The sequence below is a fragment of the Hymenobacter elongatus genome (assembly GCF_004745955.1).
In the GTDB taxonomy this organism is placed as follows: domain Bacteria; phylum Bacteroidota; class Bacteroidia; order Cytophagales; family Hymenobacteraceae; genus Hymenobacter; species Hymenobacter elongatus.
Genome location: NZ_SRLD01000003.1, coordinates 118934 through 136178 on the forward strand (window position 1 = coordinate 118934; position 17245 = coordinate 136178).

A 17245-nucleotide genomic window follows, 5' to 3' on the forward strand; every position below is an offset into this window, starting at 1 on the left:
TTTGTAAAGATTACAAATAACAGAGATGTTTTTTACTTGGACGTGTTCTAAATAGCCAGCGCTTTTACCGATTCGACCCAGCGTTGCGCCAAGTCTGCCCGTACTATGCTCCACGCCAGCTACATGCTCCCAGGAGTTACGCAGTTGTCTGACGCGGAACGCACATGAGACTGGCTACCTAGAGCCGATGGCGGCGCGACCTGGACCAGCCCCGACTGACGACGACTGACCAGACGCGTCGGAAAGTGGAGGATTACCGCAAGTCACTCCAGCAAAACGCATCGATGAGAAATCATCTGCGAATACCTTTTCCACCCAAGCCAAACACTCCCTGGCCGCCATGCTGGTCTACACCGGCCCCAAAGTGTTTAAGCTCAAGTGTAGGCTGGGCCGTTTCCGTCTCGAAGCGCACTTCTATGCCCCATGAAGTTGTGTAGAAAGTCGTCAGAACGTCATGCTGAGCTTGTCGAAGCATCTCGCGTGCAGTAGTACTCAACTTACCAGTGCACGCGAGATGTCTCCCGTTGGTCGACATGACGTTCGGCAGACTTCCTAAACAGATTCACTGCTATCAGAGAGCAGGCTTGCAGATTTTCTTTCCGAAAACCGCTTTTACCTCTCAATAATCAGTTTTAATCTAGTACTTATACCGGCCATCCGGGAGTGCGGACGGCCATTTTCGTTTCCTCCAGCCACTACAACCCCATTCATGAAGTGGATCAAGGCCATTCTGGCTACTGCCCTCACCCTAACCCTGACGTGGGTGCTGAATACCAAGCAAGGCGACATTCCGCCGTTTGGCAAGTTTCTGACGCCTTTCCGCGGTTTTTGGCGCAATGCCGAGCCTACGGGCGCTTTCCCGACCAGTCGCACGCTGACTATTGCGGGCCTACAACAGCCGGTGCAGGTACGCTTCGACGACAAGCACGTGCCCCACATCTTCGCCCAGAACGACCACGACCTGTACTTTGCCCAAGGCTACCTCACGGCCCAGGACCGGCTCTGGCAAATGGACTTCGTGACCCACGTAGCGGCGGGGCGGCTGTCGGAGATAGTAGGGCCGGCGCGGCTGGAAACCGACCGGTTTTTTCGGCGCATGGGCCTGAAGTTCGGGGCCGAAAAGTCGTTGGCGGCCATGCTGGCCAACCCTACTACCCGCACGGTGCTCACCTCCTACTCCGCCGGGGTCAATGCCTATATTCAGTCGCTCGCCCCCAAAGACTACCCGTTCGAATACAAGCTGCTCGACTACGCCCCCGAGCCCTGGGAGCCGCTGAAATGCTCGCTGCTGCTCAAGTACATGGCTTTCGACCTCAGTGGCCGCTCCGACGACCTGCGCCTGTCTAACGCCCTGGGCAAGTACGGCGCGGCGGTAGTGAAAGACCTGTTTCCGGATTATCCGCAGCGCGAAGACCCCATTGTGCCGATCGGCACGCCGCTGGACTTCCGGCCCTTACCGGCCCCGCCCACGCCGGCTTCGTTTGAGGCCGCCATGTCGGACAAAGTACCCGCGCGGGAGCCTGACCCGGAGCTGGGCTCCAACAATTTTGCCGTGGACGGCCGGAAATCGGCTTCGGGCTTCCCCATTCTGGCCAACGACCCGCATTTGCAGCTCAACCTGCCCAGCATCTGGTATCAGGTGCAGCTTTCGGCGCCCGGCGTAAACGTGTACGGCGTCACGATTCCGGGCTCCCCGCTGGTTATTATCGGCTTCAACGAGCAAGTGGCCTGGGGCGTGACCAACGTGGCGGCCGACGTGATGGACTGGTATCAGCTCAAATTCAGGGACGCCACGCAGCGCGAATACTGGCACGACGGCCGCTGGAAGCCCGTGCGCCGCGTGGTGGAGCGCCTCGTGGTGCGCGGCCAGCCCGACCGCTATGACACGGTGCTCTACACCCACCACGGCCCCATCGTGTACGACCAGGACGAAAAGCCTTTCACAGCCCAGACGCCCATTCGGCACGCCATGCGCTGGACGGCCCACGACGCGGCCAACGAGGTGCTGGCGTTTTATAACCTGAACCGCGCCCACACTTACCAGGACTACACTACGGCACTGGCGTCGTACGGCTCACCGGCCCAGAACTTCATTTTCGCGAGCCAGCAGAACGATATTGCCATCTGGCCCAATGGCCGCTTTCCGCTGAAATGGCGCAACCAGGGCAAGTTCATTCTCGATGGCACCGACCCGGCCTACGATTGGCAGGGCTGGATTCCGCAGGCCCAGAACCCGCATGTGAAGAACCCGGCGCGGGGCTTCGTTAGCTCGGCCAACCAGTTCTCCACCGGCCCCGACTACCCCTACTACCTCAACTGGAACTACGCCAGCTATGAGCGGGGCCACCGCATCAATGAGCGCCTGGCCCGCATGACCAAGGCCACCCCCGACAGCCTGCGGGTGCTGCAAAACGACAACCTGAACCTGAACGCCCAGCTGATGCTGCCGCGCCTGCTGGCGCTGGTGCAGCCGCAGCAGCTGGCCGCCGCGCCGCGCCGTGCCTACGACGAGCTCAGCCGCTGGGACTACTTCTATACCGCCGACGCCATTGGGCCCAGCCTGTTTGAGCTCTGGTACGGCGACCTGGTAAAGCGGCTCTGGGAGGATGATTTTGGTCAGAAAGCCACGGGCCTGGAAATGCGCAGCCCCGCCCGGGACCGAACCAACACCCTGATTTTACGCGAGCCCACTTCCCGCTGGATCGACGACCGGCGCACGCCCGCCAAAGAAACCCTGGAAACCCTGGCCCGGCAGTCGTTGCAGTTCGCCACCGACTCGCTCACGCGCAAATTTGGCCCGCTGGGCACCGACTGGCGCTGGGCCAACCAGAAAAGCACCGACATTTTGCACCTGGCCCAGCTACCCGGCTTCGGCCGCCTGGATCTGAACGTGGGCGGCGGCGCGGGCATCGTCAATGCTACTTCGGAGCGCAACGGACCCTCGTGGCGCATGGTGGTGGCGCTGGGCCCGCAGGTGAAGGCCTACGGCGTGTACCCCGGCGGGCAGTCGGGCAACCCCGGCTCGGCGTACTACGAAAACCTGGTAGATACCTGGAGCCAGGGGCAGCTAAACGAGCTGATTTTTCTGCGTAGCGCGACCGAGAAAAACCCACGCGTACCGGCCGCCTGGACGCTACAACAGCAGTAGCCGTTCTTATCCTCTCATTTCCTTCCATACGATGCGTCTGTTTCTGCTACTCTTTGTTCTGAGCGCTATAGCACAGTTTTTTCTCCCGTGGTGGAGTATCACGCCCGTTTGCTTAGCGGCAGCTTTTGTGGCCCGGCCGCACGGTGGCTGGGCTTTTCTGGCGGGCTTCGCCGGAGTAGGCCTGGGCTGGTTGATACTGGCCGCCTGGTGGAACGTGGAAAACGACGGCCTGCTGGCCCACCGCGTGGCGCAGCTGCTGCCGCTAGGTGGCAATAGCTGGGCGTTGGTAGTGCTCACCGCTGTGCTGGGCGGCTTAGTTGGGGGCTTGGCGGCGCTGGCCGGCGCATGGCTCCGGCAGGCGGTGACACCGGCTGAAGCTGTGGTCGATACGGACACCACAACCGAAAAAGTCCTTCTTCGCTAAATCTGACTCCATACAAAATGCAACAGCGTCACTGCCAAACTTAGGCAGTGACGCTGTTGCATTTCGGGAGGTCGAGTTTGCCGAAACGCTTCTAGTGCCGAGCTACTCGCTACCAGCCTACGACCCGCGCAAGTTTACTGGTTGCCGTGAGCCAGCGGGACTTTACGCTAGTAATACTGCGAGATAAAGGCAAAGGCCTGCAAGGTGTACGTCGTAGCCGAGGAGAAATGGTTGCCGCCCTGAATCGGCCGCAGCTCCACCTGGGTGGCACCACGGGCCCGCATAGCCTTATAGGCGTCTTCGGAGTTGAAGAAGGGCACATAATCGTCGGCGGTGCCGTGAAAGAGGGCCAGCGGGGCTTTGGGCTGCCAGTCGTGGATGTCGTTGGCGCGGAAGGCGGCCGTCATCGGCTGGTCCGTTTTGCTCAGGATACCCTGGCGGAACGTAGCCGTGAAGAGCTCCTTGGCTTGGTCCGGTACTTCGCCGAACGGATTGGCCTGTAGCTGGGCTGCCCAGGGCTGGTTGTAGTAGAAAGGCAAAGGCCGGTTGATGCCGTACACGCGGTTGTAGGTGTCGAGCACCCAAACGTAGGTACTCAAAAAGCTCAGCGGCTTATCCGACTGGAGAATATAATCGGCGAAGGCCGACTTGTGGTAAGCCCCCGCACCCGGCGCGCTAGCCGTTACGCTGAACTCAGTAGCCGCTTTTTCCTCGAGTAGCTTGTGCAGCGCCAGCGTAGCGAAACCACCTTCGGAATAGCCCAGCAGGAAGTTCTTCTGATTGAGCACCAGCTTTTCTTTGGCCGCGAATTCGCGCGCGGCGCGCAGCATATCGAGTGAAGCCGAAGCCAACGATGCGGCGTGCTCATACGGATGCGGCACGGCCTTCGACGCGCCGTAGCCAATGTAGTCGGGGGCCGACACGAGGTAGCCCGTGGAGGCCAGCACCGACACCGCCGACCACACCTCGCTGCTCTGGCTGTAGTAGGAAGGCGCCCGGGCCTCGTCGTCGGGCCGGATGGTGCCGTGCTGGTAGCTCAGCAGCGGCAGCGCCTGCGTGGTGACGGGCACCAGCAGCGCGCCGGAGGCCACAATGCTCATCGGTGTCGCGCGTGGTATAGGTCAGCTTGTAGGCCCGAATCGGGTACCTGACCAGCGCCCCGACCAGCGGAATGCCCGCCACGCGCCCGGCCAGCGCCAGCGCCGAATACTCCCCGATGAGCGTGCTGCTGACCAGGTGCGTTTCGGCCGCCACCGGCGTTTCGGTGGCGGGCTGTGGGGCGGCGGCATCTTTGGTGCAGCTCAGGCCCGAGGCCGTGCTGACGCCGGCCCACAGCAGAAACACGAGGCGGGTCAGGCGGAAGTTGGATTTCGAGTGCGTCACGCGGAGCGTAATAAGGTGGGGTGCTGCCTGCTAACAGCGGAGCGACGAAAAAATTTCCCGAGGATGGCATACGCTGGCCTTTTCCGGCGGCTTTGTGCTACAAGCCAATCTTTTTTGACCTAGATTTGGCCGCCCGCTGCTTCCTGGCCGGGCACCTCCGCTCCGCTTACACACCTTATTGCGCTTCGTGGTTTTTGCTGCTGCCTGCTTTCCGGACGGCAGTTGGCAGTGCTTTATTCGGCTCCGGCCGAATCAAAGAGTTGTATCACCTAACCCAATAAAAAATAGTGTATGAGCAAGCAATTACGCATTGCCGTAGCCGCCCTGGCGGCCAGTCTGAGCTTTTATACTGCAGCGAAGAGGAGGAGCCGATGGTCCGGCCACAAGCCCGGCCGCAGGCCCACTCCGTACTGGCCCCCACCCCGGCCCAGGCCCGCGCTGCCTGGCTTACCTTTATAGAACAGGTAGAAAGTGGCGCACTCCAGGACCCACTTGGCCGGTATGTACGCAAGGGCACCCTGGTTACCAGGGGCCAGCAGGCACAGCGGCGGCCCAAAGGCGAAGCCAGCCGGGGCCTTCACGTGGCCCTGCTGCCCCAGGACGGGGGCGAAGTATACACCATGCTGCCCGATGACCCGTGCTGCCCCAGCTCCGGCCCTACCGTTGCGTATTCCATCTTCACCCAAAGCACGGGCACGGGTGGCAGCGGTCAGATACACGACCTCAAGCTCATTGCCAACTCCTCCACCAGTGCCAATAATGCGCCCACGGGTTACGTTAAGCTCAATGCCGACCTGAATCGGGGGGCCAGCGGCGCGTTCATCTACCTGTGTTTCACCCGCGACCCTGCCTTCGTCCTCAAGGGGCTGGAGTACCACCAAAACTTTCCCTACACCGCTCCCACGGATGTGCTGACCAGCTTCGAAGCTAAGTTTGGCAGTTTTTCCAACTTCCCTAGCAATAGCACACATTTTTACAATATCTGGGCTCCGAATCAATACTCGTATGCCCATTGGGACTTGGTTGACCTGAATGCAGGAGCTGGTGGAGAGTACATCTACTCTTTTCAGTCGAAAAATCCGGCAGTATCAAATTACAAATACATTTCGCAGGTCGGGATATTATCAGGCAGTAGTTCTGCTATCCAACCTCCTTCAGGCTGGGAGAAATATCCACAGGACCTAAACGCCGGGGCAGGTGGCGACTTTATCTATTTCTGCTACCGTTAAACCGAGAACCGTATTCAGCTATGAAAATCCCTCTTTTCACCTTGCTGCTTTGCGCAGGCATTCCGGGCCAAGGCCCGGAATGCCAAGCCCAGCCGAGTACGCCCAGCTACACCCCGCGCTTTTCCATCGGCGTGCAAACGGCGCAGAACCGCTACGTCGTGTTTTATCCTACTACCGTCAGCACGCGCAGCATCAAGCCCTGGATGGTGACAGCCGGAGTGCAGTTTACGCCGCGTTTTCTGCTGCAAGTGGGTTACGGCTACAGCCATGAGGAAACTGTGGAGGACCCGTCCGGTACAGGAACTACGCTCACCGGCCAGCAAACCTCCGGGGTGTATCGTTATGCCTCACGTGCTTGGGCTGTTCCGCTGCTCACGCGGTACACGCTCACCAGAAGGCCCCTATCGCGGGTGCAGTTTGATCTGTTGAGCGGGGCAACGCTAGCTGCTGCCCGCTTCAGCGGCTACAGCGACAGCCGGATTGACGGTCAGATCATCAGCTCGACCAGCTACGGCGGCCGGGCTACCCCGCAGCTCTACGCCACGGCCGGGGTGGGGGCGCGGGTGTGGTTTGGCAAGCACTGGCACCTGGTCTGGGATATCACCCTGAACCGCAACCTGCACGCCTCCTCGCGCTACACCAACCTGGAAACCACCGGCAACCGCTGGGGCCTCACCCGCAGCGCCAACCTGGGCGTGCAATACCGCTTCGGCTGGCCTAAAAAAGTCCAGGCGGCGGCCCGGCCAGCCCCGCAAACGCCCGCACAGTAGGCAAAACGGGCCAGCCGCCCGGTCGGGGCCACCAACAATATCGGGCCATCGGGGCGGCGGTTCGTGGCAAAAAGGCGTAACTTGCTGACCACTCTTGCCTTTAACACCTACGTTCCGCAGTGTCTTCGTTTACCCGTTTCTCCCGCTTTTCGCGCCCGCTGCTGCCAGCTTTGGGCCTGTTTTTCGCCCTCACGCTGCCCGGTTGCGGCACCCGCTCCGACGGTGAAACTGCCGACACCAAAGCCACCGCCGAAGTGCCCGTCCAGCCCGTGGTAGTGGATAGCGCCACCCTGAAAAAGCAGGTGATGCTGCGCGATTCGCTGCTGGCCGATTCCATCATGAAGAAAAGCGGGCAGCTGCCGGGCGCTATTCTGCCGGGCAAGCGCATCGTGGCCTTCTATGGCAATATCCGCTCGAAGGGCATGGGCATTCTGGGCCGCGAGCCCAAGGAGCAAATGTTCCGCAAGTTTGAGAAGGTGCTGGCCGAGTGGCGTGCCGCCGACCCCAGCCGGGGCGTGCAGGCCGCTCTACACAACGTGACGATTACGGCCCAGGGCACGCCCGGCAAAGACGGCAAGTGGCGCCTGATGAACTCCAAGGCCACCATCGAGGAAGTTATCAGCTGGGCCCGGGAGCACAAGTGCATCCTTTTTCTGGACGTGCAGGTGGGCCACAGTACCCTCGCCGCCGAGCTGCCCAAACTGGAGCAATACCTCAAGCAGCCCGATATTCACCTGGGCATCGACCCCGAGTTCTCGCTGGCTACGATGCCCGGTGTACGGCCCAACCAGCGCATCGGTACCTATGATGCCAAAGACGTGAACTTCGCCGTGAGCTTTCTGGCCCGTATCGTGAGCGAAAACAACCTTCCGCCCAAGGTGCTGACGGTGCACCGCTTCACGCGGAAGATGATTACCAACTACAAAAACATCAAGCTCGACCCCCGGGTGCAGATAGTGATGCACATGGACGGCCACGGCGAGCCCACTCTCAAAAAGGACTCCTACCACGACTACATCGTGAAGGAGCCGGTGCAGTACACCGGCTTTAAGCTCTTCTACGAGTACGATGCCCGGCCCAAGCCCCACCACATCATGACGCCCCAGGAGGTCATTGCTCTCACCCCGTCGCCGCTGTACATACAGTACCAGTAGCCGTTGAGGCAACATACAAAAAAGGCCGCTGGATACTCCAGCGGCCTTTTTTTTTACCGAAGCTGTTTAGAAAGTCGCCAACCGTAACCAGCATGTCGTGCTGAGCGAAGTCGAAGCATCTCTACCGCTTCTTGGAACGGCACCTACGAAGCGGTAGAGATGCTTCGACTTCGTTCAGCATGACGTTCTTTTGACTTTCTAAACAGCTCCACCTGTATTTTTCCAGTCCGAATATTCTTCCGAAGTCCCGATTGTATTTGCGGCCAATTTTTACCTTTGCTAGCTACCCTTACTGTTTTCTACATGATTCGCCCCTCTACCACTACCCGATTTATCTGTTTCACTTTTCTGGTTCTGCTGGCGCTGCGCGGCCTGGGCCAAGCCACCGACCCGGTAGCCCCGGGCCGCGCACCGAAAAATATCATCAAACTCGCGCCACTGGGTTTTATTCATGGGCAGCTGCCGTTTTCGGTGGAGTCGCGGCTGGGCTTCGAACGGGTAATCGGGCCGCACAGCAGCGTGGCGGTGGCCTATTCGCATCTGGGCACCAACAAACCGTTCAATTTCGTGGGGAGCGTGGCGTTGAGCGCGGCCATCAGCACGGCCTTCACGGCCGCCGGCTACCCCACGGTCGTGTACACCGATACCAAAATCAACACCAGCGGCTACCGTTACCAGTTCCAGTACAAACACTATCTGAGCAAGAAGGCCGCGCCGGAGGGTCTGTATCTGTCGCCGCACTTCTCCTACGCCAAAGCCGACTACGACATTCGGCTGAAGGCATTTGAGGTAGCGGCGGCCATCAAGATGACCAACAGCAATTATAACCTGCTGTTCGGCTTCCAGGATATCTGGGGCAAGCACTTCGTGGTCGACGTATTCACCGGCCTGGGCTACCGCGACCGAAGCATCCGGATTTTTGATACCCAGGGCAAACTGGTTGATACCATGCCCAAGGGCACGGCCCTTAAGGTTTCGTCGGGCCTGAATGTGGGCTGGGCCTTTTAATCGCGCCGACAGCGCCTCAGGCGTACGTCAGCCTGCTATGTTTCGCCCAAAAAGCCGCTGCTGCTGCTGGCGGCGCTGCTTTCTTTTGCGGCCCCATTTGCGGGCCATGGTATAAATCACGAGACCGAAACCGACTTTGTTCAGCACATCGCCGAAGTTGTAAACCAGGTCATGGTTCAGGTGCAGGCGCTCAAACAGATTCATGGGAATGGTCACGTAGCCCAGGGGATAAATGACCCAGCCAATGAGGATAAAATAGCTCAGGTAGCTGAAGGCTTGCACCACTTCTTCATCGGGGCAGGCATCGACGAGGCGGGCCAGCGGGCCAAACCAGATTTCGTGGAGAATGACCATATAGCCCAGCAGCGCAATACTGCCCCATAGAATAGACCAGTAGCCGGGCGACGTCTCGCCCACGAACCCGAAGCCAATCATCCAGATGGCCGCCAGCAACAGCCGCCACAACGAGCTCACCGGTGCCCCCAAAGGCCGCAGCAGCAGGTAGAACTGGCTGCACATCAGCGGCACCGTGAACACCCAGTCGATGTAGCGAAACCGCGTCGGCGACAGGCCCAGGTTCAGATACATACCGAGCATAAAATAGTAGCTGCCACCCGCAATCAGACATACCAGGCTGGCAAGCGTCATGGTGAGTCGCCAGCGCCGGGGCACGTTGCCGCGCTCCACCAGAAAGAACAGCGACGCGCCCAGCATGGCAAACATGCTGAAGAAGAACGTCACCCCAATCAGGTCGTTATCGGCCACGTAATAGTAAGGGCGAGTAAGGACGGGCGCGGCAGTAGATATCGATAGTAGGAGTGGCAACATAGGCAGAATCGGTGGCTGGGGTAAGCATCAGCCTGATGGCAGTCAACTAAGCGGAGCCCCGTTTCCACATACTATCTGAGCCGGTAGATGTTTGCGCGCTTTCCAAATAAGTCGGGCCTAGCAGGAGCCTAAGAATAGCCTTGGGTCCCGGCCCGCCAGAGCACCCCATTGCGCGCTTGTGCATGCACCACACAAGCCCAGGAATTAACCATACGTACCTGGTCCGGCTGGGGATTAATACGGCACAAAAAAGCCGGGCTCCGGTGCAGGAGCCCGGCTTCACCGGTGGGTAAGAAACAGCTAGTGCGCCGCGTTCAAATCGACTTTGGCCCCGGGCCGGGCCCGCTTGATCAGCAAAATCAGGGGCAGGCAGAGCAGAAAGAACACGCCGATCAGCAGGAACGTCTGGGAGTAGGTGATGAGGGCCGTTTGGCGCAGCAAAGCTCCTTCCAGAGCCGCGTAGGCTTGCTGCTGGGCCTGCACCAGGCTTGCGCCCCGGGCCAGAAAACTGTTGGTGAGCCCTTGCAGACGCTGTTGCGTTTCGGGGTCGTAGAGCGAGATATTGGGCAGCAGCGCCGTGCGGTTCTGGTACGACGAGCGCTCGATGTAGGTCCCGACCAGCGCCACGCCGAACGAGCCCCCGAGCTGCCGGATCATGCCGGTGAGGCCCGCCGCCTGCCCGGCGTCTTTGCCGCTGAGGCCGGAGAGCGACATGGTGGTGATGGGCAAAAACAGCAAACTCAGCCCCAGGCCGCGCAGCATGAGAGGCCAGAAGAAGTCGCTCTCGCCCGCCAGCGGCGAAATGCGGGTGCTCATCCAGTAGGAGAAGAAAAAGAAGATGGCAAAGCCGGCGGGCAGCATATATTTCTGCGGCACCCCGCCCTGAATGGCCTTGCCGATGACGGGCATCATGAAGCCCGACAGCAAGGCGCCGGGCAGCAGGAGGTAGCCGGTTTGGGCCGCCGTGAAACCCAGAATACGCTGGCAGAAAATTGGGAAGACAAACACCGATGCAAACAGCCCGAAGCCCAGAACAAACGACAGAAATGCCCCAATCGACAGGTTGCGGCTTTTGGTGAGCACCCGCAAATCCACGATCGGCTGGTCGGCCGTCAGCTCGCGCCAGATGAAGCCCACTACGCCCACCACAGCCAGCGCGCTGAAGCTCAGGATATAGGCGCTTTCGAACCAATCCTCGCTTTCGCCCTGCTCCAGCACCAGCTGCAGGGCACCCACGCCCGCAATCAGCAGCACGATGCCCGCCCAGTCGATTTGGCGCAATGGCCGGGGAATGGCGTTTTTGATGCGTTCCGGGTCGCGAATAAACAGCATGGTGAAGATGGCCGCCAGGATGCCCACGGGCACGTTCACGTAGAAAATCCAGGGCCAGGTGTAGTTATCCACGATGTAGCCGCCCAACGTAGGCCCAATGGTGGGGCCGATAATGACGCCCATGCCGAACAAGGCCTGCCCCAATGCCAGCTGCTTGGGTGGAAAAGTATCAATCAGAATAGCCTGCGAGGTAGCCATGAGAGCCCCGCCGCCAATGCCCTGAATGAAGCGAAAAGCCACCAGCTCCCAGATATTGGTGCTTTGGCCGCACGCCATCGAGGCCAGCGTAAAAATGATGACTGACACGAAGTAGTAGTTGCGGCGGCCAAACTGCTCGGCCAGAAAGCCCGTCATCGGAATCACGATGACGTTGGCAATGCCATAGGAGGCAATAACCCAGCTTACTTCCTGCTGCGTGGCCGAAAGGTTGCCCATCATCTGGGTCAGGGCCACGTTTACGATGCTGGTATCAATGAGCTCCAGCAAGCAGCAGAGCACCACCGTTATAACGATGATCCACTTGGTAAATCCGGTTTCCATGCGGTGAGGTGGTAAAAGGATGAAGTGGGAAGGATGTTGTGCTTCCTTGCCGTAAGTCGATTACTGCACCTTCACCGTGGCCGCCACGCTCATACCGGCGCGCAGCGGGTGCTGAGGGTCCATGTTGTCGAGCACGATTTTCACGGGCACGCGCTGCGTCACCTTCACGAAGTTGCCGGAAGCATTGTCGGGCGGCAGCAGGGCGAAGCGCGCCCCGGTAGCGGCCGACATCGACTCGATTTTGCCCTGAAACTCCACGTTTGGATAGGCATCTACCTCAATGGTTACGGGCTGGCCCACTTTCATCTTCGCCAGCTGGGTTTCCTTGAAGTTGGCCACAATCCAGGTTTGCTCCGAGGCCACCAGCGCCATCAGCTGCTGGCCGGGGGCCACTACCTGGCCGGGCTGCACATTTTTCCGGCTCACAACGCCAGTGCCGGGGGCTACCAGCGTGGTGTAGCTGAGCTGCAGCCGGGCGTTGTCGAGGTCGGCTTGGCGCTGCTTCACCACGGCCTGGGCCACTGCCACCTGCTGCTGGGCGGCCACTACTTGCTGGCGCGCCACCTGCACCTGCTGCTGGGCCGTGGCGCGCTGGGCACTGGTCGAGTTGAGGTTGGCCTGCACCGCGTCGTACTCGCTCTGCGGAATGATATCCTCCTTGCGCAGAAAGGCGCTGCGCTTGAGGTCCTTCTCCAGCTTGGAGCGGCTGGCATCACTCACCCCAATCGACGACTGGGCGGTGCTGACGGTGGCCGAGGCCGTGCCCACGCCCGCGCGGGCCGCCACCACATTGGCCTGCGCGGCCGCCAGGGCGGCTTCGGCCGCATTCACGCGCTGCTGGTAGTCGGCTGGGTCAAGGGTGGCTAGCACGTCGCCTTTTTTCACCAGCTGATTTTCCTGCACCTTCACCTCCAGCACCGGGCCGCCCACGCGCGGCAATACCGGATACACGTCGCCTTCTACCTGTGCGTCGTCGGTGTCTTCGTGGGCCAGGCCAAACTGATAGCGCTGCCAGCCATAGTAGCTGCCGGCCAGCAGCACCAAGGCCAGAATAATGAAAATGATGGGCCGTTTTGAGCGGCCGGCCGGCACTTCGGCTTCGGGCGAAGCCTGGTAGGGCGTACTGGCTTGGTCGGGTTGAACAGGAGTTGCCATGGAAAGTATCGGGGAGTAGTTGTTCGTTGTGGTCGTAAGGCAGGGCGGCAAGCACTCTGCCGGGAGTTTTTTTCTTAAGCCGACTTCTGGTTCAGGTCTGTGCTGTGGGCGGTGACGAGCAGCGTGGCGCACGGCGCGGTCCGGACTACGGCCTCGGCGGTGCCGCCCATCAGAAAGCGGCTCAGACCCGTTTGGCCGTGGGCGCCTATTACGATGAGGTCGGCGGCCTGGCGGCGGGCAGCAGCCACGATTTCGGCGGCGGTGTCGCCCCGCAGCACGCTGGTTGTTACGCGGGCTCCGGCTTGCTCGGCCGCTACCCGGTGCGGGGCCAGCTGCGCGGTGGCGGCCAGCTCGGCGTGGTCGGCACGCCGCGCCGGCTGCGGCGTCAGCACGTGCACCAGGCGCAATTCTGCCTTTGCGCCAGCCGCCAGCACTGCGGCATAGGCCACCACCGCCACCGTGGCCGCCGAGAAGTCAACCGGGCAAAAAATGAGCGAGAGAGTCATGCGGAAAAAGGTATGAGCTGGTGAATGCTGACGTACTGGTAGCGCGACGGGCAGTAGGCTGCTGCTGCCCTTTCCGCTACCAGATTTGCTCGCCGGTGGCGCGCTTGAGCTGGTATTGGCCGAGGGTGTAGTTATAAATGGCCTGCAAGCGGGCCAGGCGGGCCTGGGCCAGGGAGGTTTCGGCGTCCAGCACGTCGAGGTTGGTGCCTACATCGTAGCGGTAGCGGGCTTTGGCGCGCGTCAGGGCATCGGTAGCCTGGGCAATCTGAAGCTGGGCGTTTTCGTAGCGCGCCGTGCTCGACTGCAGGTTGTTGGCCGCCTGCCGCACATCGGCCCTGATTTGCTCCTGCGTATCCTGAATGCGCGACTGGGCTCCGCGAATGGTGGCCAGGGCCTCGGTGCGCTGGTTCTTGTTTTTGTTGCCGTCATAAATAGGCACCGACAGCTGCACCACGCCCACCGTGTTTGGCCGAATCTTGCCCAGATTGGGCAGGTAGCCGTTTTTAGCGCCTACTTGTCCGCCTACGCCCAACAGCGGCATGTTGCTGCGCTCAATGAGCTTCAGGCTTAGGTTGGCGGTTTGTTCGGCGTCGCGGGCCAGCTTCACTTCGGGCCGGTTTTCGACGGCCTGCGCCACGGCGGCACTCACATCGAGCGGCTGCGGCGCGTAGCGGAAAGCGCCGCGCACCGGCACCGCCGCGTACTCGGGCTTGTGTAGCAGGCGGGCCAGCTGCACCTGCTGGTTTTGCAGCTGGTTTTCCAGATCGATGCGCGTATTCTGGGCCTGGGTAATGCGCACCAGGGTAGTCGTCACGTCGAAGCGGGTGCTTACGCCGCCTTCTACCCGCTTTTCCATTTCGCGCTGGTGCTGCTTGAGGGAAGCAATCTGCGCGTCCTGCACCTTGATGCTTTCCCGCACGAACAGAATGTTATAGTAGACTTGAGCGGCCGAATATGCCAGGTCCCGCCGCGTCACGGTGATGTTGTCGAGGGCCGTCAGGCGGCGACTTTCGGCCAGGTTATAGGTCGCCTCCTTCTTACCGAAGTCGAGCAGGCCGTACTGCACCGTAATGTGGGCGTCGTAGTTGTTGTTGGGCGCCAGCTGAAATTCGGGTGCGTCGGGGGCCAGCTGCAGCTTCACCACCGGGTCGATGCGGGTGTAAGTAGCCGTGCCCGTTATCTGGGGCAAAAAGCCGCCCCGGCTCTGCGTTACCCTACTCGTAGCAGCGTTTACTTCTTCTTCGAGCGTCGTAATGGCCGGATTGGCATCGAGCACCGAGCGAATGGTGCCGTCCAGGGACAGAGAATCGGCTAGTACCAGGCTTTGGGCGTGGGCCGCGCCGGCTCCAAACAGAAGCCCTAAAGCCAGGACTGGAGCGGCGAACAGTGGTCGGGAAAGCATCAGAGATACAACTTGTTGGTGCGTCCCCGCTACCCAACCGTGTGCCAAGCGAGTAATGCAACGTTGGTGTTGCGCAAAAACAGCCTTTACAGCACTAAAACCCCCTTTTAACTTTTAAAAAAGATGTAATAATCGATTTTACCACTTCGCGGTTTTCCTTACATATCAGGATATCCTATAATACATTCCTCACATATCAGGAATAATACCCACATGCTCAACCAGGACGACTCGCTGCTGCTGTATCTCAACGAGGCCATTGCCACCACGCGCAGCAAGGAAAAGCTGTTTCAGATCGTCACGGAAAAGCTCCGGCTCATCTTCCCCTTCGATATGATAGCCGTGGTCACGCTCGACAGCGCCCACCAGTACAAGCGCCTGTTTATGCGCGACTACCTGGGCGAGGTTCCTTACCCGGCTTCCCAGGTACCGGTAGCGACGCTGGTAGCCGATTCGCCGGCGGAGCTTTTCCTGCGGGAGCCGCACGTACAGCAGTTCGATATCCGGGAGCTGACGCAGGATTACCCGGAGTTCATGCCATTTCTCTTGCTCCAGCAGCGCGGCGTCTACTACGTCACCATCGTCCCGCTGCGCACCGGTGGGCAGCTCATTGGCTTGCTGTCGATGGCCGCGCGGCAGCGGCCCGACTTCACGCCCGCCGATGTTTCGCTGCTGGAAAAAATCGGGAGCCTGATTGCGGTAGCCGTCAGCAACACGCTGGCCTTTGAGGATGTGGCCCGGCGCGAGCGGGAAAAATCCCTCCAGCTCGCCGTCAACAACGCCCTACTGAGCCGCAAAGACCGCGCGGCCCTGTTCCTGACCGTGGCCGAGGAAATTGACCGCATCGTGCCCATCGACTACTTCGGCGTCCGCATCCGACAGCGCGAGTCGGGCACCCAGGGCTTCGCCGAGTTTTCCAGGCAGCCCGATGGCCGCTTTTTGCAGCTGGAGGAAACCCGTTGGGACGGGATTCCCAACCGGGAGCAGCTGCAGGCCGAAACGTTTGGGCTCTTCACCCAGCCACTGCTCTTCACCGGCCCCGACTATGAAGTGGCGGCCCGCCGCTACCGCATGCTGCGCTACACCATGGAAAAAAACGGCACCCGCGCCATGCTGGGCGTGCCGCTCTGGACCGAAGGCGACCATGCCGCCGCCCTGATTCTGGCCAGCCGCCGCCCCGATGCCTTCACCCCCGACGACCTGACGCTGATAACCAGCCTGGCTCCCCAAATCACGCTGGCCATGCAGAACCTGGCGGCTTTCGAGCAGATAGAGGCGCTCCGGGCTCAGCTGGAGCGGGAGAAAACCTACCTCATCGACGAAATAAATACCACCGCCAAGTTCGAAGACTTCGTGGGCCCGAGCACCAGTATGCAGCAGGTCCAGACCCGCATTGCGCAGGTAGCTCCCACCGATTCCACGGTGCTCATCACCGGCGAAACCGGCACGGGCAAGGAGCTGGTGGCGCGGGCGCTGCACAACCTGTCGCCCCGAAAAGAACGCGCCTTGATTAAGCTGAACTGCGCCGCATTGCCCGCCCAGCTGATCGAAAGTGAGCTGTTTGGCCACGAAAAAGGCGCGTTTACGGGTGCTCACGACCGGCGCATGGGCAAGTTTGAGCTGGCCGACGGCGGCACTATTTTCCTGGATGAAGTCGGGGAGCTGCCGCTCGACTTGCAGGCCAAACTGCTGCGGGTATTGCAGGAAAAAGAATTTGAGCGCATCGGCGGGCGCCGCGTTATCAGGGCCGATGTGCGCGTTATTGCCGCCACCAACCGGGTGCTGGAGGAGGAAGTAGCCGCCGGCCGCTTCCGCGCCGACCTGTACTACCGCCTCAACGTGTTTCCTGTTCGGCTGCCCGCCCTGCGCGAGCGGCCCGAAGACGTCGAGCCCTTGATGCGGCATTTTCTGGAGCGCTTCACCAAGCAGATGGGCAAGCCCGTGCGCGGCCTGCGGGCCCGCGACTTGCGGGCGTTGCAGCAATACGGCTGGCCCGGCAACGTGCGCCAGCTGGAGCACGTGCTGGAGCAGTCCGTCATCGTAAGCCAAGGGCCGTTTCTGGAATTCGCGGGCTTTTCGGCGGCGCAGGTGGTTGCCGCCCGCTCGTTTTCGGAGCAGCAGGATGAGCCCCTGAAAACGCTCCGTGACCAGGAGCGCGACCATATTATGGCGGCGCTCAAACACACGGCCGGGCGCGTGAGCGGCCCCAACGGCGCGGCCGCTATTCTGGATATTAACGCCAAAACGCTGGAAGCCCGCATGAAAAAGCTCGGTATCCGGCGCGAGCACCAGGTAGTGCCGGTGTAGGTGTAGCCTGTGGCGTAGTGCGATGTATATGTGCTCCAACGGGCAGCCGCCAGATCAGA

Annotated in this window: 14 protein-coding genes; 7 read left to right on the forward strand and 7 right to left on the reverse strand. The window is 60.7% G+C overall.

Translation table 11 applies throughout. The features are described 5' to 3' along the window. Window positions 1-709 precede the first annotated feature (709 nt). Window positions 710-3148 (forward strand): penicillin acylase family protein, encoded by a 2439-nt coding sequence (locus tag E5J99_RS02810; RefSeq protein ID WP_135496196.1) that lies wholly within the window; start codon window positions 710-712, stop codon window positions 3146-3148. 31 nt (window positions 3149-3179) lie between these two features. Next, window positions 3180-3572 carry a hypothetical protein gene (locus E5J99_RS02815; RefSeq protein ID WP_135496197.1) on the forward strand — a complete coding sequence of 131 codons (393 nt, stop codon included), beginning with the start codon at window positions 3180-3182 and terminating at the stop codon, window positions 3570-3572. Window positions 3573-3739: 167 nt separating this feature from the next. Here E5J99_RS02815 and E5J99_RS02820 read toward each other — a convergent pair whose 3' ends face one another. Continuing rightward, the gene (locus tag E5J99_RS02820; protein ID WP_245318680.1) at window positions 3740-4537 is read right to left on the reverse strand and encodes an alpha/beta hydrolase family protein; all 798 of its coding nucleotides are present in this window, start codon (window positions 4535-4537) and stop codon (window positions 3740-3742) included. Further along, window positions 4437-4955 carry a hypothetical protein gene (locus tag E5J99_RS21755; RefSeq protein ID WP_245318676.1) on the reverse strand — a complete coding sequence of 173 codons (519 nt, stop codon included), beginning with the start codon at window positions 4953-4955 and terminating at the stop codon, window positions 4437-4439. Before E5J99_RS21755 ends, E5J99_RS02820 begins: the two co-directional genes overlap by 101 nt. A 371-nt stretch (window positions 4956-5326) precedes the next feature. Between E5J99_RS21755 and E5J99_RS02825 the strand changes: the two genes are divergently transcribed. The 4 genes from E5J99_RS02825 to E5J99_RS02840 all read left to right on the forward strand — a co-directional run bounded on the left by E5J99_RS02825 (window position 5327) and on the right by E5J99_RS02840 (window position 9116). After that, a complete protein-coding gene (locus E5J99_RS02825) occupies window positions 5327-6184 on the forward strand; it encodes a hypothetical protein (protein WP_135496199.1) in 858 nt (285 codons plus the stop codon). Between the two features lie 20 nt (window positions 6185-6204). Further along, complete coding sequence (locus E5J99_RS02830; protein WP_135496200.1) at window positions 6205-6954, forward strand: hypothetical protein; 750 nt, start codon at window positions 6205-6207, stop codon at window positions 6952-6954. A 119-nt stretch (window positions 6955-7073) separates the two neighbouring features. Beyond that, window positions 7074-8108: a hypothetical protein gene (locus tag E5J99_RS02835; RefSeq protein ID WP_135496201.1), complete on the forward strand. Its 1035-nt coding sequence runs from the start codon at window positions 7074-7076 to the stop codon at window positions 8106-8108. 303 nt (window positions 8109-8411) lie between these two features. After that, window positions 8412-9116 (forward strand): hypothetical protein, encoded by a 705-nt coding sequence (locus E5J99_RS02840; protein ID WP_135496202.1) that lies wholly within the window; start codon window positions 8412-8414, stop codon window positions 9114-9116. Between the two features lie 27 nt (window positions 9117-9143). On the opposite strand, the gene E5J99_RS02845 is transcribed toward E5J99_RS02840, so the two are convergent. From E5J99_RS02845 to E5J99_RS02865, 5 genes are all read right to left on the reverse strand, one after another. Continuing rightward, entirely contained in the window at window positions 9144-9944 is an 801-nt protein-coding gene (locus E5J99_RS02845; protein WP_135496203.1) for a bacteriorhodopsin, read from the reverse strand. Window positions 9945-10244: 300 nt separating this feature from the next. Further along, window positions 10245-11816: a DHA2 family efflux MFS transporter permease subunit gene (locus E5J99_RS02850; protein ID WP_135496204.1), complete on the reverse strand. Its 1572-nt coding sequence runs from the start codon at window positions 11814-11816 to the stop codon at window positions 10245-10247. Window positions 11817-11876: 60 nt separating this feature from the next. Next, complete coding sequence (locus tag E5J99_RS02855) at window positions 11877-12971, reverse strand: HlyD family secretion protein (protein WP_135496205.1); 1095 nt, start codon at window positions 12969-12971, stop codon at window positions 11877-11879. Between the two features lie 74 nt (window positions 12972-13045). After that, window positions 13046-13477 (reverse strand): universal stress protein, encoded by a 432-nt coding sequence (locus tag E5J99_RS02860; RefSeq protein ID WP_135496206.1) that lies wholly within the window; start codon window positions 13475-13477, stop codon window positions 13046-13048. A 76-nt stretch (window positions 13478-13553) separates the two neighbouring features. Then, window positions 13554-14879, reverse strand: coding sequence for a TolC family protein (locus E5J99_RS02865; protein ID WP_135496207.1), 1326 nt, complete (start codon window positions 14877-14879; stop codon window positions 13554-13556). Between the two features lie 213 nt (window positions 14880-15092). Here E5J99_RS02865 and E5J99_RS02870 point away from each other — a divergent pair, with 213 nt between their 5' ends. Beyond that, the gene (locus tag E5J99_RS02870; RefSeq protein WP_135496208.1) at window positions 15093-17186 is read left to right on the forward strand and encodes a sigma 54-interacting transcriptional regulator; all 2094 of its coding nucleotides are present in this window, start codon (window positions 15093-15095) and stop codon (window positions 17184-17186) included. The last annotated feature ends 59 nt before the right edge of the window (window positions 17187-17245 follow it).

Excerpts from the sequence above, each read along its gene's own strand:
- E5J99_RS02870 (WP_135496208.1), top strand. The coding sequence starts at position 15,093 with ATGCTCAACCAGGACGACTCGCTGCTGCTGTATCTCAACGAGGCCATT.
- E5J99_RS02830 (WP_135496200.1), top strand. The coding sequence starts at position 6,205 with ATGAAAATCCCTCTTTTCACCTTGCTGCTTTGCGCAGGCATTCCGGGC.
- E5J99_RS02850 (WP_135496204.1), bottom strand. The coding sequence starts at position 11,816 with ATGGAAACCGGATTTACCAAGTGGATCATCGTTATAACGGTGGTGCTC.
- E5J99_RS02815 (WP_135496197.1), top strand. The coding sequence starts at position 3,180 with ATGCGTCTGTTTCTGCTACTCTTTGTTCTGAGCGCTATAGCACAGTTT.
- E5J99_RS02855 (WP_135496205.1), bottom strand. The coding sequence starts at position 12,971 with ATGGCAACTCCTGTTCAACCCGACCAAGCCAGTACGCCCTACCAGGCT.
- E5J99_RS02860 (WP_135496206.1), bottom strand. The coding sequence starts at position 13,477 with ATGACTCTCTCGCTCATTTTTTGCCCGGTTGACTTCTCGGCGGCCACG.
- E5J99_RS02810 (WP_135496196.1), top strand. The coding sequence starts at position 710 with ATGAAGTGGATCAAGGCCATTCTGGCTACTGCCCTCACCCTAACCCTG.
- E5J99_RS02865 (WP_135496207.1), bottom strand. The coding sequence starts at position 14,879 with ATGCTTTCCCGACCACTGTTCGCCGCTCCAGTCCTGGCTTTAGGGCTT.
- E5J99_RS02825 (WP_135496199.1), top strand. The coding sequence starts at position 5,327 with ATGGTCCGGCCACAAGCCCGGCCGCAGGCCCACTCCGTACTGGCCCCC.
- E5J99_RS02840 (WP_135496202.1), top strand. The coding sequence starts at position 8,412 with ATGATTCGCCCCTCTACCACTACCCGATTTATCTGTTTCACTTTTCTG.
- E5J99_RS02845 (WP_135496203.1), bottom strand. The coding sequence starts at position 9,944 with ATGTTGCCACTCCTACTATCGATATCTACTGCCGCGCCCGTCCTTACT.